Annotated in this window: 12 protein-coding genes; 6 read left to right on the top strand and 6 right to left on the bottom strand. The window is 62.8% G+C overall.

Annotation, left to right across the window (positions count from 1 at the left end):
- Positions 1–22 precede the first annotated feature (22 nt).
- A complete protein-coding gene (locus tag DFR38_RS20995; protein ID WP_146215954.1) occupies positions 23–217 on the top strand; it encodes a hypothetical protein in 195 nt (64 codons plus the stop codon).
- An 89-nt stretch (positions 218–306) separates the two neighbouring features.
- Positions 307–948: a tetratricopeptide repeat protein gene (locus DFR38_RS09010; RefSeq protein ID WP_059286032.1), complete on the top strand. Its 642-nt coding sequence runs from the start codon at positions 307–309 to the stop codon at positions 946–948.
- A 69-nt stretch (positions 949–1,017) separates the two neighbouring features.
- On the opposite strand, the gene DFR38_RS09005 is transcribed toward DFR38_RS09010, so the two are convergent.
- The 6 genes from DFR38_RS09005 to glnE all read right to left on the bottom strand — a co-directional run bounded on the left by DFR38_RS09005 (position 1,018) and on the right by glnE (position 7,472).
- A complete protein-coding gene (locus DFR38_RS09005) occupies positions 1,018–1,611 on the bottom strand; it encodes a hypothetical protein (protein WP_059286031.1) in 594 nt (197 codons plus the stop codon).
- Between the two features lie 99 nt (positions 1,612–1,710).
- Positions 1,711–2,301 (bottom strand): TetR/AcrR family transcriptional regulator, encoded by a 591-nt coding sequence (locus DFR38_RS09000; RefSeq protein ID WP_059286030.1) that lies wholly within the window; start codon positions 2,299–2,301, stop codon positions 1,711–1,713.
- Positions 2,302–2,309: 8 nt separating this feature from the next.
- The gene (waaF, locus tag DFR38_RS08995; protein WP_110313332.1) at positions 2,310–3,362 is read right to left on the bottom strand and encodes a lipopolysaccharide heptosyltransferase II; all 1,053 of its coding nucleotides are present in this window, start codon (positions 3,360–3,362) and stop codon (positions 2,310–2,312) included.
- Between the two features lie 133 nt (positions 3,363–3,495).
- A complete protein-coding gene (locus DFR38_RS08990) occupies positions 3,496–3,696 on the bottom strand; it encodes a zinc-finger domain-containing protein (protein ID WP_059286029.1) in 201 nt (66 codons plus the stop codon).
- A gap of 50 nt (positions 3,697–3,746) precedes the next feature.
- On the bottom strand, positions 3,747–4,670 hold the full coding sequence (locus DFR38_RS08985) for a branched-chain amino acid transaminase (RefSeq protein ID WP_082693446.1): 924 nt from the start codon (positions 4,668–4,670) through the stop codon (positions 3,747–3,749).
- Positions 4,671–4,757: 87 nt separating this feature from the next.
- Positions 4,758–7,472: a bifunctional [glutamate--ammonia ligase]-adenylyl-L-tyrosine phosphorylase/[glutamate--ammonia-ligase] adenylyltransferase gene (gene glnE, locus DFR38_RS08980; RefSeq protein ID WP_280523844.1), complete on the bottom strand. Its 2,715-nt coding sequence runs from the start codon at positions 7,470–7,472 to the stop codon at positions 4,758–4,760.
- A gap of 68 nt (positions 7,473–7,540) precedes the next feature.
- Here glnE and DFR38_RS08975 point away from each other — a divergent pair, with 68 nt between their 5' ends.
- Genes DFR38_RS08975 through DFR38_RS08960 form a run of 4 tightly spaced genes read left to right on the top strand, consistent with a single transcriptional unit; the run spans position 7,541 to position 14,452 of the window.
- Entirely contained in the window at positions 7,541–11,374 is a 3,834-nt protein-coding gene (locus DFR38_RS08975; RefSeq protein ID WP_059286028.1) for a YhdP family protein, read from the top strand.
- Positions 11,371–12,177 carry a carbon-nitrogen hydrolase family protein gene (locus DFR38_RS08970; RefSeq protein ID WP_110313300.1) on the top strand — a complete coding sequence of 269 codons (807 nt, stop codon included), beginning with the start codon at positions 11,371–11,373 and terminating at the stop codon, positions 12,175–12,177. The genes DFR38_RS08975 and DFR38_RS08970 overlap by 4 nt, the downstream gene beginning before the upstream one ends.
- Positions 12,178–12,192: 15 nt before the next feature.
- Positions 12,193–13,635, top strand: coding sequence for a metalloprotease TldD (gene tldD, locus DFR38_RS08965; RefSeq protein ID WP_059286027.1), 1,443 nt, complete (start codon positions 12,193–12,195; stop codon positions 13,633–13,635).
- 52 nt (positions 13,636–13,687) lie between these two features.
- The gene (locus DFR38_RS08960; protein ID WP_059286026.1) at positions 13,688–14,452 is read left to right on the top strand and encodes a substrate-binding periplasmic protein; all 765 of its coding nucleotides are present in this window, start codon (positions 13,688–13,690) and stop codon (positions 14,450–14,452) included.
- Positions 14,453–14,487 lie beyond the last annotated feature (35 nt).

Below are 14,487 nucleotides of genomic sequence, written 5' to 3'. Positions count from 1 at the left end.
TGTTGATGTGGGAGGTGAGGGCATGGACGGAATAAGTCAAGTAAGCGGACAGAATGTTTCATCGGCCACTCAGGTGTTCGCCCTGAAAAAGTCGCTGCAGGCCGAAGGTCAGTCGGTACTGTCACTGGTGCAAGGTGCCAGTGATGCCGGCAACCAGATCAACCAGGCTGCCTCCAATCCGGCACATCTGGGACAAAGCGTCGACGTCAGGGCTTGAGTCGGCAGCAGTCAACAGCGGCGCAAGCCGCTTTTTTTACGTTTGTAAGAAATGCCCAGCCGGCCCGACCAATCAGCAGGAGGTGCCACATGCATCGCAAAAACGGAGTTGTCTGGCTGCTTCTGCTTGGCATGGCCTTGTCGGCCGCCGCTGCGGAAAAGCCATCACTACCAGGCTGGGCCAGTTATCAGGCAGGCGATTATGCGCAAGCGTTTCTCATGTTCAAGGCAGGTGCCGAGCGTGGCGACCGCGTGGCGCAATATGATCTGGCCATGCTGTATTGGCGGGGCGAGGGTGTGCCGCGTGATCGGGTGCAGGCCCTGAAGTGGCTGCAGCAGGCGGCGGCTGCGCACTTGTCATCAGCGCAGTTCGTACTGGCACAGGTGTATGAGAGTGGCGATGGCCTGCCACGCGACATGCAGCAGGCGACGCGCTTGTTCGAGGCTGCGGCCAGACAAGGGCATCGTGATGCGCAGGTGAGTGTGGCGACCCAGTATTACCTGGGCCGTGGTGCGCCGCAGGATTATGCCAGTGCGGCGCGCTGGTATCGGGCGGCGGCCAAACAGGGTGATGTGGGGGCACAATATCTGCTGGCCAGCCAGTATGAACATGGGCTGGGGGTGCAGGAAGACTGGCGTGAGGCGGTGCGTTGGTATACCCGTGCTGCGGCGCAGGGCGATCGTGCTGCCCAGCTGAAAGCCAAGGCGCTGGCGGCTGCCCACGCCGGATAATGACGATGGGACAAAAACAAAACAGCAGTGCGGGGTGGCCCGCACTGCTGTTTTGTTTTGATGCCGGACTCAGGCGCTTTCGCTGATACGGCGGCGGCTGGCCTGGGTGGATGTTTCCAGCAGGGACTGGTTGTTCTGGTATTGCGCCACGGCAATCTGGCCGCTGCTCTTCTGATTTTCGAGTGTGGTCTGGGTCTGGTTTGCTGGGGGGGCGGCCGATGTGCTGGCCGCGTTTTCCGTGCGGTCTTGTCTGCTCGTGCGGCTGGGGCTGCCATTGGACACGGCAGCTGTGCGCTCGCTGCGATTCGCTGCGGTACTGTTGCTGTCATTGTTGCTGCGAGTGTCACTGCTGGCTTGGCTGGCATTCACCGTGGCGGTGCTGCTGGTGCTGGCGCTTTGGCTGGCAGCCAGTTGCCGGCCCAGTTCCTGTTCCACCTGCAGGCGGTTCTGGCTTTGTTGCGAGGGCCTGCTGCTCGGCGCTGGCTGGCTGGCTGCTTGTGCCTGCAGCTGCTCGGTGGTGCTCTGGGTGCGGGTGGACTGCGCCGTGCTGGCGGTTTCCGTGCTGTTCTGACTGTTGCTGACGGCGCGGGAGTTGCGGCCCTGTTGTAGCAGGCTGGCGGCGGTGCTGGCGCTACTGCTTTGCAAACGATGGATACCGTCCATGATCGCAACTCCTGGGGTGTTGGTGCTAACCCTGTGATTTTAGAACACTTTGCCCCTGGTTTGCTGAAAAAATAAGCGAAAATCCTGACGGGTGTGGATTTACTTCAACAAAACCAGGGCCAGCATGCGCTCGGCCAGCTCATCCACGCTCAGTTCGCCTTCGGATTTGTACCATTGCACCGACCAGTGCAGGCTGCCCAGCAAGGTGCGGCGTAGCAGGCGGGTGTCCTGCTTGACCAGTCCGGCGGCGGCCGCTTCGTCCAGCACTTCCTGCCACAGTGCCTCGTAGCGGTCACGCAGTACGATCAGGCCCGGTTTGGCTGCGGCGGAAACGCTGCGCCATTCGTACAGCATGACTTCCAGTGCGGCCTGGTTGTCGCCCAGCAGCGAGCTGAGGTGGACATGAAACAGCGCCGACAGCTTGTCACGCGGATTGCGCGCCCGGGCAATCGCTGCGCTCAGTTGCTCGGTGGTGGCGCTGATACCCAGGGCCATCACGGCGACCAGGATTTCTTCCTTGGTGCGGAAGTGATAGAACAGGCTGCCGGATTGCAAGCCGACGGCATTGCCCAGATCACGCACCGTGGTGCGCTCGTAGCCCTGGTCGCGGAACAGTTTGGCGGCGGCGCGCACCAGCTCCATGCGGCGGCTGTTTTCTTCGGGCTGATTGTTTTTGTCTTGTACGCTCATGGTCCAGCCTATGTGCTGCGAGTGTGTTGAATGAGGGGATTGCCCAGTTCGGGCAGAAAACGCTGTGCGGCCTGCCAGGCGAGGTCTGGTTCCAGCTGTTCCAGGCAGTTGGTGTGCTGGTAAGGGCAGTTGCGTTCAAAGCAGGGGCTGCAGTCCAGGTTGAGGCTGACCACGGCCGCCTGATCCGACAGCGGCGGGGTAAAGTCCGGGCTGGATGAGCCATACAGCGCAACCAGCGGCTTGCCCAGCGCGGCGGCAACGTGCATCAGGCCGGAGTCGTTGCACACGGCCAGTCGGGCCAGACCCATCAGGTCGATGGCTTCTTCCAGTCCGGTCTTGCCGCACAGATTGATGGCTGTGCCCGCAGCCTGGCTGGCGATCTGCTCGCCGATTTCCTTATCCTTGCCCGAGCCGAACAGCCAGACCGCGAAGCCGGCCGCGGCAAAGCGTTTGGCCAGTTCGGCAAAATGGCGTGCCGGCCAGCGCTTGGCCGGGCCGTATTCCGCGCCGGGGCAGAAGGCGATCACCGGGCGGCTGGTGTCCAGCTGCAGGCGGCTGGCGGTTTGTTGCCGGCTTTGCGCATTGGTCACCAGTGTCGGGTGGGCAATGGGGCGGGGCAGCGGCTTGTTGCGGTCTTCGGCCAGGGCGCAGAAGCGCTCAACCATCATCGGCAATTCCTGCTCGTCCAGCTCGCGACTGTCGTTGAGAATCCAGTAACGCGATTCGCCAATGAAGCCGGTTCGCAGCGGAATGCCGGCAAACAGCGGAATCAGGGCGGATTTCAGTGAATTGGGCAGGATGATGGCCTGGTCGAAACCTTCGGCCTTCAGGCGGCGCGCGGTCTGCCAGCGTTCGCGCAGGCGCAGGGCGCCGTGGCCGAAGGGGTTGAGGTGGGCCTTGGCGACTTCCGGCATGCGTTCCAGCAGGGGCAGGGTCCAGGCCGGAGCAAAGACGTGCAGCTCCAGGCCGGGATGGCGTTCGTGCAGGCGCTGATACAGCGGCTGGGCCATGACGCTGTCGCCCACCCAGGAGGGGCCAATGACCAGTATCTTTTTCTTCATGAAGTTTTCCGCTTCCAAATCAGCGCCAGCCTGTCCGGCCCGCCGTTTCAAGCTGGCGTTGATTTGGTGAGGGATCAAGTGAAAAAGGTGCGGAAGCCCGCACCTTTGCACTTGGCGATTGCCAGGCAGTAGCTTAATGGTGGTGTCCGACCGGGCCAATCAGCTTGTAGTGGGTGCCGCAGTAGGGGCACAGTGCTTCGCCGGTTTTGTGTACCGGCAGGAAAACGCGTGGGTGCGAGTTCCAGGACACCATGTCCGGCATCGGACAGTGCAGGGGCAGGTCCTTGGCGGTGACTTCGATGAGGCGTTGGGTGTTTTCTTTCAGTTCAGCCATTGTCTTTCCTTGTCGGGCCGGCGGCGCCGGCCCTTGCTGCTGGGGTGTGTTTACTTGACGTAGGTCAGCCAGTGTTCGTGTTCGGCATCCAGGCCCTTCACGATATTGAAGTACTTCTGCTGGATGGCAGCGGTGATCGGGCCGCGCGTGCCTTCGCCGATGGCGCGGCGGTCCAGTTCGCGAATTGGGGTGACTTCGGCGGCGGTGCCGGTGAAGAAGGCTTCGTCGGCACTGTAGACTTCGTCACGGGTAATGCGTTTTTCGATGATTTCCAGGCCCTGTTCCTGCGCAATCTGCACCACGGTATCGCGGGTGATGCCTTCCAGTGCCGAGGTCAGGTCCGGGGTGTACAGCTTGCCCTTGCGCACGATGAAGATGTTCTCGCCCGAGCCTTCGGCCACAAAACCGTCCACGTCCAGCAGCAGGGCTTCGTCGTAGCCGTCTGCGGTGGCCTCGTTATTGGCGAGGATGGAGTTCATGTAGTTGCCATTGGCCTTGGCCTTGCACATGGTGATGTTGACGTGGTGGCGGGTGAAGGACGATGTCTTGACGCGGATGCCTTTCTCCAGGCCGTCTTCGCCCAGGTAGGCACCCCACGGCCAGGCTGCCACGATTACCTGCACGTCATCCTTTTTCGGCGCCACGCCCAGTTTGCCCGAGCCGTAAAAGGCCATGGGGCGGAAATAGCAGGACTGCAGCTTGTTGGCTTTTACCACGTCCAGATGGGCCTGGTTGATGTCGTCCTTGCTGAAGGGCAGGTTCATGCCCAGGATCTTGGCGGAGCGGAACAGACGGTCGGTGTGATCCTGCAGACGGAAAATCGCCGGGCCCCTGGGGGTTTCATAGGCACGTACGCCTTCGAACACGCCCATGCCGTAGTGGAGGGTGTGGGTCAGCACATGGGTGGTGGCATCGCGCCAGTCAACCAGTTTGCCGTCATACCAGATGAATCCGTCACGATCTGCCATCGACATCTTGGAGCTCTCCGTCATTGTGTTTTGTATCCTGCCGATTATACCGTCCGCCGCCGTCTTGTGAACCGTCCGCTGCGAAAAACGGCATCAGCCCAGGCTGTCCGCGCCGAAAACCTGCCGCCACAGTTGCTGTGCCTGCTGGTAGTGGGCAAGTAGCTTGTCGTTGACTTCCACCTTGCCGTTTTCATTGAGGCGGGCAGCATGTTGCAGCTTGCGGTAGTCGCGGTAGGCGGCGCGGCCTTGTTCGGCCTGCTCGTGACTGATCAGCCCGGCTTCGGCTGCCACGGCCAGCAGGGCGATGTTGCCGGTGTTGCGGGTGAGTGCCGGTAGCTGCCTGGCATGCGCCAGAATCAGGTATTGCACGATGAATTCGACATCGATGATGCCGCCGCGGGCATGCTTGACGTCGTTTTCCTGTGCCGGATGGCTTTCCAGCATACGCTGGCGCATGGCCAGCACTTCGCTGCGCAGGGCAGCGGGATCGCGCTGCTGGGTCAGCACATCGTGGCGGATGGCTTCGAATCCCTCGCCGATATCGGCTGCGCCGGCGACATAGCGGGCGCGGGTCAGTGCCTGGTGTTCCCATACCCAGGCCTGTTTTTCCTGGTAGCTGCGAAAGGCTTGCAGTGAGCTGACCAGGAGGCCGCTGGCACCATTGGGACGCAGGCGCAGGTCGATGTCGTACAGGATGCCGGCGCTGGTGGCGCTGGTCAGCCAGGTGGACATCTTGCGGGCCAGGCGCGAGTACAGGTCGGTGGCGTCGGGGTGGTCGTCGTCATACAGGAAGATGATGTCCAGGTCCGAGGCATAGCCCAGTTCTTTGCCGCCCAGTTTGCCGTAACCGATGATGGCGAAGCGCGGGGTGTCGGTGTGGCGGCTGGGAATGTCCAGCCAGGCATGGCGCAGGGTGGCGCCCAGCACGGTGTCAGCCAGCAGGGAGAGCTGGTCGGACAGCGCTTCCACCGTCCACATGCCGGCGATGTCCTGGGCGACCAGACGGAAGGCCTGGGCGTGCTGGAAGTGGCGCAGGGTATCCATCTTGGCCTCTACGTCGCCCTCGCATTGCTGCATTTGTTCCTGCAACTGGCTGGCCAGGGCCGGCCAGTCCGGCGTGGCGTACAGCACGCGGGCATCCAGCAGTTCATCCAGCAGGATGGGGTGGCGGGTCAGATAGTTGGACACCCAGGCGCTGGCCGAGCACAGGGTGGCCAGTCGTTGCAGGGTCTGCGGGTATTCGGTCAGCAAGGCCAGATAAGAGGCGCGCCGGCTGATGGCTTCCATCAGGCTGATGATGCGCGACAGGGTGGCCGCCGGATTGGGGAAGTGGGTGGACACTTCGATCAAGGGCGGGATCAATGCGTCGAATTTCTTGCGGCCGGCCAGTGGAATCTGCTGATAGCGCTGGCTTTGTGCCAGGGAGCGCAGCTGCCCGGTGACGCTGCTGACGTCATCAAAGCCCAGGCTGGAGAGTTGTTCGGTCGGGTCCTGTTCGCAGATGTCGCGCCACAGGCAGGACAGCGGGTGGTCCGGCGCGGTTTCGGTTGGCAGGATGAATACCTGCTCGAAGTGGCGGGTGACCTTGCGCCGCTCGCTATTGAGGGCATCGAGGAAATCCTGCCAGCTGGCAAAGCCCATGCTGTGGGCGATCTTGCCCTGGTTTTCCTCGCTGGTGGGCAGGGTCTGGGTTTGCTGGTCGTCCAGGTATTGCAGGCGGTGTTCCAGATTGCGCAGGAAGGCATAGGCTTCCTGCAGTTCCTGCACGGCGGCTGGCTCCAGCAGGCGCAGCTCGGCCAGGCGGTTCAAGGTGGCGCGGGTGCCGCGCAGTTGCAGGCTTTTGTCACGGCCACCGCGAATCAGCTGGAACACCTGGGCGATGAATTCCACTTCGCGAATGCCGCCCGGCCCCAGCTTGATATTGTCGACCATGTCGCGTCGCGCCACTTCGCGGCGGATTTGTGCATGCAGTTCGCGCATGGCGCCATAGGCGTTGTAGTCGAGATATTTGCGATAGACGAAGGGGCGCACCATGTCGGCCAGCCCGGCGATATCGCCGGTCAGTGCCTTGGCCTTGATCCAGGCATAGCGCTCCCATTCCCGGCCCTGGGTCAGCAGGTAGTTTTCCAGTGCGGCAAAGCTCATCACCAGCGGGCCGGAGTCGCCGTAGGGGCGTAGCCGCATGTCGACACGGAATACCTGCCCATCCAGCGTCACGTCGTTGATCAGGCTGATGATGCGCTTGCCAACCTGGCTGAAGTATTCGTGATTGCTGATCTTGCGTGGGCCGCTGGTTTCGCCGCCTTCGGGGTAGATGAAGATCAGGTCGATGTCGGAGGAGACATTCAGCTCGCCGCCGCCCAGCTTGCCCATGCCGATGACGATGAGTTGCTGGACTTCGCCGCTGTCTTCGCCGATAGGCTGGCCGTATTGCGGCAGTGAGCGGCAGGCGCAGGCCAGTGCTTGTTGCACGGCAAATTCGGCCAGCAGGCTGATGGTGCTCACCACCTCGTCCAGGTCGGCCAGTCCGTTGCAGTCACGGCAGATCAGCCGCGCCATCACCGCCTGACGCAGGCTGCGCAGTGGCGGCGTCATGGCTTCCGGCGTGTCAAGGCTATCCCAGTCGGCAAAGCCGGCCATTTCGGTGCGGTCAAATGGCTGTGCCAGCTTGTCGTGCAACAGGCTTTGCTGCTCCGGTCGCGCGCTCAGCAGGCGGTCCAGATAAAGTGAAAAGGCACGGCTCTGGGCAATGGCATGATCCGGGTTTGCTGGCATAATGACGAGGCGCTCATTTAGGTCCTGTAACACTTCATTGTATCGGTTTAGCTCATTTGGAAAAGCCCCCGCATCTGTTAGCCAGAGTCCACGTCATCAGTTTGCTGCGCAAATCGCTGCAAGCCCTCGGCTTGTTGCTGTTGCTGGCGCTGCTGGTGGTGGGTGGCGGCTTTGCCGTGTTCAACGGGTGGTTCTTGCCGCGGCTGGAGCAGTTCAGGCCACAGCTGGAGCAAAGCCTGTCGCAGGCGACCGGCCGTCAGGTGTCGGTGGCCTCCCTGTCCGGCCAGTGGCAGGGGCTGGCACCGCAGCTGCAGCTGCGTGGCTTGCGCATCGCCAATCCGGTGACTGCCGATGCCCTGACCCTGGAACGGGTGGCGGTGGTGCCGTCGTGGTGGTCGCTGCTGTCATGGGAGCCGCTGTTTTCCAGCATCACCATTGACGGGCCAAGTGTGGCGCTGCTGCGGCGGGCCGATGGTCATGTGCTGCTGAACGGCTTCGACATGAGTGCGCCCGCCAGTCAGCCACAGCCGGCCGGCAGCGAGCCGTCGGCCAACTGGTTGCTCAAACACAGCCGCATCGATATCCGCCAGGCACGCATCAGCTGGGAAGACCAGGCCTTGGGCCTGCCGCGGCTGGATCTGCAGCAGGGGCAGCTGACGCTGAGCCAGACCCTGCTCGGTCATCGGCTGAGCCTGTCCGGCCAGCCGGTGGCCACGCTGGGTAAAGGCTTTGACATGGAACTGGCCTGGCGCGGCAATGATTTTCGCCAGTGGCGCAACTGGGCCGGCAATATGCGCATCCGTCTGAATGGCGCACAGGCCGGCGTGGTGTCGCGCTATATGGAAAAGATCGGCCTGATCAATAGTGGTGAAGGCAGCGGCACGCTGGAAGCGGATTTTGCCGATGGCCACATCAACAGCCTGAGTGCCGATGTCAGCATCCACAACGCGGCCTACACCCCCAAGGATGCGCGCACCCTGGTACTGCCGGCCATCAGTGGCAAATTGCAGCTGGAGCGCTCTGCGCGTGGCAGCTATGCCATCAATGCCTCCAACCTGACCCTGGCCAGTGCCAGCGGGCTGGCCTTCGACAAATCCACCATTCGTGGTGACTGGACCCCTGGCGAACAAGGGCAGGGCAAGCTGACGCTGGATAATGTCAATGTGGCCCACCTGACGCCGTTTATCCGTGCGCTGGGTGGGGATGGCAATTCCTTGTTTGCCCGTTTCGCGCCCAGCGGCCAGCTGAAAAACCTGTCACTGAGCTGGCAGGGTCCCTTGCAGTCGCCACGGCAATATGCGGTGGCCACCCGGTTCGAGCAGCTGGCCTGGCAGGCTTTTTCCTCGGTGCCCGGGGTGAGTGGTGTCAGCGGCGAGCTGAGCTTTGGCGAGCAGGGCGGCCAGCTGCGGCTCAACAGCCGGCATGCCGCGCTCAATTACCCGACGGTATTTCCGCAGTTGCTCAATTTCGACCAGCTGGATGGCCGCGTGGACTGGCGCAACCACGGCCCGCAGACCGAGGTCGAGTTTCACGATGTGACCTTTGCCAATGCCGATCTCAGCGGTCATTTCGCTGGCCACTACCAGCACGACGGCAAGGGGCCGGGGGTGGTCGACTTCACCGCCGATGTGGCCAAGGTGGCCGCCGTGCGCGTGCCGGCTTATCTGCCGCATGCGGTGGGGCAGGATACCTTGCGCTGGCTGAATGCCGCGCTGCTGGGTGGTACGGCCAGCAATGTACGCATGGTGCTGAAGGGTGATCTGGCCAACTTCCCCTTTGCCGGTGGCAAGGGCGGGCAGTTCAGCGTGGATGCCAAGGTGGATCAGGGCCGTCTGCTATATGAAAAAGGCTGGCCCACCATCGACAACATCCAGGCTGATCTGGGTTTTCATAATGAGAAGATGCTGATCAGCGCACGCAGTGGCAGCACGCTGGGGGTGCCGTTGAGCGGGGTGCGGGTCGGGATTGATGATCTGGGAGCGGCCAGCTCCATCCTCAGTGTGCAGGGGCGGGCACAAGGCCCGCTGGCCAGCATGCTGAAATTCACCACCAGCAGTCCGGTCGATGGCTGGCTGGATGGTTTCACCGGTGGCATTCAGGCCGGCGGCAATGCCGCGCTGGACCTGCAGCTGGGCATCCCCCTGTCCGGCAAGCAGCCGGTGAAGGTGCATGGTGATATCTTGTTGTCCGGCAATCAGCTGGCATTCAAGGGCCTGCCGATTCCGCCAGCCAGCAATGCCCATGGCACGCTGAGCTTCACCGAGTATGGCGTGGAATCCAAAGGCGTGCAGTTTGCCGCGCTGGGCGGCCAGTTCCAGCTCAAGGCCAGCAGTACCCCGGCCGGACGCATGAATTTTGACATTCACGGCGACGCCGACAGCCATCAGGCGCTGGGCCTCTACCTGCCCTTGCTGGCGCCCTATGTCAACGGACATTCGCCATTTTCCGTACAGTTTGTCGTGCACAAGGGGCTGGAAAACCTGACAGTGCAATCCGGCTTGCTCGGTACGGCCATCGTGGCGCCGGCCCCGCTTGGCAAGCCCGCGGCGGACAGCTTGCCGCTGTCCTTGCGCTTTGCTCCGGGCAAAACCGCACAGCAGCCATACCGGCTGGATTTTGATGCGGGCAGCGTCGCCAGCGGCAGCCTGTTATTGGATGTTCACGGTAATCTGAAAAGCGGGGTGGTCGCCGCCGGGCGCCCCATTGGCAAACAACCCGACGAAGGGCTGGCGCTGCGGCTGGCCGCACCGCAAGTCGATCTGCAGCGCTGGGTGGCCGCCATTGCCAGCCCCGGTGGCAGTCAGGGCGGGGTGTCGACGGTCAGGCAGATCGATTTGCCGCTGCTGATCGAGCTGGACAGCCCGCAAGTGGAAGGATGGGGCGGCAGCCTGCATCAGGTCAGCGCCAGTCTGAGCAATCGGCGTCTGCGCAATGCCTGGTCGCTGGATGTGCGGGCGCGCGAGTTGAACGGCAGTGTTGATTACCTGCCGGCCGGCAGTGGCCTGCTGCGTGCCAATCTGGCCTATGCCATTCTGCGGCCGCCGGCCGCAGGCGCTGCGGACGAGGCGGATACGACCATGGTGGACAAGGGCGACTGGCCGGAGCTGGATATCCGGGTTGGTGACCTCATTTACCAGAACAAGACCGTGGGCAAGCTGGAACTGCGCGCGCGCCGCGAAGGGCGCGACTGGGTGCTCAATCCGCTACGGCTGCAGGCGGCGGAAGGCAGTCTGCAAGGCAGTGCCCGCGTACGGCGTGGTGAGGCCGGCAAGGAGGTGCAGGCCCGCTACCAGCTGGACAGCAGCGATGTCGGCAAGCTGCTGGCGCGCATCGGTCTGCAGGATACCTTCCGCAAGGGTGAGGGCAGTCTGTCCGGCAATATGAGCTGGCCGGGCGGCTTGTTTGATGTCAGCGCCAGCCGCTTGTCCGGCGACATGACGCTGGCGCTGAAAAACGGCCGTTTTGCCAAGGTCGATCCCGGAGTGGCGCGCCTGCTTGGTGTACTCAGCCTGCAATCGCTCAGCCGCCGGGTGAAACTGGACTTTACCGATGTGTTCAGTGACGGCTTCGCCTTCGATACCATCAGCGGCAATGCCACGGTGAGCAAGGGTGTGTTTGTTTCTGATAATGTGCACATGAAAGGCCCGGCTGCCGATGTCGCGCTCAAGGGGCAGGTGAATCTGGCCAGTGAAACCCAGGATGTGCGCATCCGGGTACAGCCGCACCTGGCCGAGAGCGTGGCGCTGGCCGCCGGCGCCGCACTGCTCAACCCGGTGGTGGGCGTGGCTGCGCTGGCCGCGCAGAAAGTATTGCAAGACCCGTTCGGCAAGATATTGTCGGTCGACTATGCCATTACCGGTTCCTTTGCCAACCCCAAGATTGACAAGCTGGCAGCGGAACCTTTGAAAAACAACAAGCGGATACCCTCGCCATGAAACAGAAATTTATTGCCGCAGCCGTGCAAATGGTCTCCGGTACGGATGTTGCCGCCAATCTGGCCACGGCGGCGCGGCTGGTGGCCGAGGCTGCGGCGGCGGGAGCCGCTTTTGTGGTGCTGCCGGAGTACTTTTGCCTGATGGGCCGGCAGGATGGCGACAAGGTGGCCATCAGTGAAGAGCCCGGCCACGGGCCGCTGCAAACTGCCTTGGCCGCCATGGCGCGCGACAACAAGGTATGGCTGGCTGCCGGCACCGTTCCGTTGCGCTGCCCGGCGCCGGGCAAGGTATTCAACAGCACGCTGGTGTTTGACCCGGCAGGGCAGCAGGCCGCCCGTTATGACAAGATTCACCTGTTCGGCTATACCGGCAATGGCGAACGCTATTGCGAATCCGACAGCATTCAGGCGGGCAGCACGCCAGTCAGGGTGGACATCGGCCTGGCCGAAGTGGCCTGCGGCATTTGCTATGATCTGCGCTTTCCCGAGCTGTTTCGCCAGCTGGCCCCGTTTGATGTGATGATTCTGCCGGCGGCATTTACCGCGACCACCGGCGAAGCGCACTGGGAGGTGCTGTTGCGCGCCCGCGCCATTGAAAACCAGTGTTATGTGATTGCCTCCGGCCAGGGCGGCACCCATGAAAACGGCCGCAAGACCCATGGCCAGTCCATGATCATCGACCCCTGGGGGCGCATTCTGGCGCAACAGGCCCTGGGCGAAGGTGTGGTACTGGCTGAAATCGACCCCGCATTGCTGCATGCGGTGCGCAGTGGCCTGCCGGCCCTGGCGCATCGCGTGCTCTGACAGAAAGCCCCCACCATGCAAGACGCATTCCGCATTGCCGATCAACTCCTGCTTGCGCCTTATGGCGTGGATGAGTCCGTGATCGAAACCACCTTCTCGCGCATGCGCCAGCATGCCGTCGACTACGCCGATCTCTACTTCCAGTACACCCGCAGTGAGGGCTGGAGCCTGGAGGAGGGCATCGTCAAGTCCGGCAGCTTCAGCATCGATCAGGGCGTGGGTGTCCGTGCCGTCTCCGGCGACAAGACCGCCTTTGCCTATTCCGACGATATCGGTGCCGAAGCCATTGGCCGTGCCGCCGATGCGGTACGGGCCATCGGTGCGGCCGGTGGCGATGGCTCGGCCGGGCGCCAGTCGCCGCAAGGGGCGCGTGATCTGTACCCGGCCATCGACCCCTGTTACAGCCTGGAAGCCGCCGCCAAAGTGGCGCTGCTGGAAAAGGTGGAGAAACTGGCGCGCGCCATGGACCCGCGGGTGATCCAGGTGATGGCGGGCGTCGCTTCCGAATACGATGTGGTGTATGTGGCACGGCATGATGGCGTGCGTGCGGCCGATGTGCGCCCGCTGGTGCGGCTGTCGGTGCATGTGATTGCCGAACAGAATGGCCGCCGCGAACAGGGTTCCGGCGGCGGTGGCGGCCGCTTTGACCTGACCCGTTTCGACGATGAGCTGGTGGAGCTATATGTGCGCCAGGCGGTGAACCAGGCGCTGATCAACCTGGAAGCACGCCCGGCACCGGCCGGCCAGATGACGGTGGTGCTGGGTTCCGGCTGGCCGGGTGTGTTGCTGCACGAGGCCATTGGCCATGGCCTAGAGGGCGACTTCAATCGCAAGGGCACCTCGGCCTTCTCCGGCAAGCTGGGCCAGCGTGTGGCCGCCGCCGGGGTGACGGTGGTGGATGACGGTACGCTGGATGGCCGGCGCGGTTCGCTGGCGATTGATGACGAGGGTAACCAGACCAACCGTACCGTGCTGATCGAGGACGGCATTCTCAAGGGCTATATGCAGGATGCGATGAATGCACGCCTGATGCAGGTGGCGCCCACCGGGAATGGCCGGCGCGAGTCCTATGCACATATCCCGATGCCGCGCATGACCAATACCTATATGTTGGGCGGTCAGCACGATCCCCAGGAAATCATCGCCTCGGTCAAGGATGGCCTGTATGCCGCCAACTTTGGCGGTGGCCAGGTGGACATCACCAGCGGCAAGTTCGTGTTCTCGGCCTCGGAAGCCTGGCGCATCGAGAATGGCAAGCTGACCTACCCGGTCAAGGGCGCAACCCTGATTGGCAACGGCCCGGATGTGCTGGGACATGTTTCCATGATCGGTAACGACATGGCGCTGGATCAGGGCGTGGGTGTCTGCGGCAAGGAAGGCCAGAGCGTGCCTGTTGGCGTGGGTCAACCCACCTTGCGCATTGATGGCGGCCTCACTGTTGGCGGCACGGCCGGCTAAGCGGTATGGCATGCTGACCTGCCTTCGCAGGGCAATGCGGACAGGGCAGGGATTGTGGCTGGCCTGTCTGCTGCTGGCGGCCACTGCCACCGCCCAGGACTTTGTCGTGGCCGTGGAGGAGTCGGATAACCATCCCTTCGAATACGCCAGGGGGGATGGGTCGGAGCATGGTGGTTTCCATCTGGAGGAAATCGACCAGGTGAGCTCACGCCTGGGCTGGCATGTGGTGTACAAGCCCATGCCCTGGCAGCGCGCCCTGCGCAGCCTGCAGCTGGGGCGGGTGGATGCGCTCAGTTATCTGGCGCGCACCCCCGAGCGTGAAGCCTATGCCGTATTCATGCCGGCGGCCATCCAGCACCGGCAGTATGCCGGTCTGTTCGTGCGGCGCAGTCAGCGCCGGCATTTTCCCGAAAGCAGCCAGCCCTGCACGTATGCTGGCTATCGCATGGCGGCCGCCAGCAATTACTTTTATGGCGAGGTGGTGCAAAAAGCCATGCATTCCTGCTGGCAGGTCGAGATGACGGCCAGTTCCAAGGAAGAAGTGTTCTCCAAGCTGCTGGCTGGCCGCATCGATATCGCGGTGGCGTATGGCACCTCCTTGCAGTCGCTGGAAGCCGGCATGCCGGAGCTGGCGTCGCAAGTGGTGGCCTTGCGCCAGCCGCGCTGGCTGATCGGTGATTTCTACCTCGGCTTTTCCCGCAAGGCGATGTCGGCCCAGCGTATTGCCAGCTATCTGCAGGCGCAGCAGCAGTATCGCCAGAGCAGCGACTACCAGCGGCTGGTACGCAAATACAATATGAAGGAATTCCTGCCCTGAGTGCGGCATGCGCCAGTTGCTTGCGGCAGCATACA

The sequence above is a fragment of the Aquitalea magnusonii genome, assembly GCF_003202035.1.
GTDB lineage: Bacteria > Pseudomonadota > Gammaproteobacteria > Burkholderiales > Chromobacteriaceae > Aquitalea > Aquitalea magnusonii.
Note: the sequence above shows the minus strand (reverse complement) of the source record. Positions and strands in the feature narration are given on the sequence as shown.

Excerpts from the sequence above, each read along its gene's own strand:
- DFR38_RS09000 (WP_059286030.1), bottom strand. The coding sequence starts at position 2,301 with ATGAGCGTACAAGACAAAAACAATCAGCCCGAAGAAAACAGCCGCCGC.
- DFR38_RS09010 (WP_059286032.1), top strand. The coding sequence starts at position 307 with ATGCATCGCAAAAACGGAGTTGTCTGGCTGCTTCTGCTTGGCATGGCC.
- waaF (WP_110313332.1), bottom strand. The coding sequence starts at position 3,362 with ATGAAGAAAAAGATACTGGTCATTGGCCCCTCCTGGGTGGGCGACAGC.
- DFR38_RS08990 (WP_059286029.1), bottom strand. The coding sequence starts at position 3,696 with ATGGCTGAACTGAAAGAAAACACCCAACGCCTCATCGAAGTCACCGCC.
- DFR38_RS08985 (WP_082693446.1), bottom strand. The coding sequence starts at position 4,670 with ATGTCGATGGCAGATCGTGACGGATTCATCTGGTATGACGGCAAACTG.
- tldD (WP_059286027.1), top strand. The coding sequence starts at position 12,193 with ATGCAAGACGCATTCCGCATTGCCGATCAACTCCTGCTTGCGCCTTAT.
- DFR38_RS09005 (WP_059286031.1), bottom strand. The coding sequence starts at position 1,611 with ATGGACGGTATCCATCGTTTGCAAAGCAGTAGCGCCAGCACCGCCGCC.
- DFR38_RS08970 (WP_110313300.1), top strand. The coding sequence starts at position 11,371 with ATGAAACAGAAATTTATTGCCGCAGCCGTGCAAATGGTCTCCGGTACG.
- DFR38_RS20995 (WP_146215954.1), top strand. The coding sequence starts at position 23 with ATGGACGGAATAAGTCAAGTAAGCGGACAGAATGTTTCATCGGCCACT.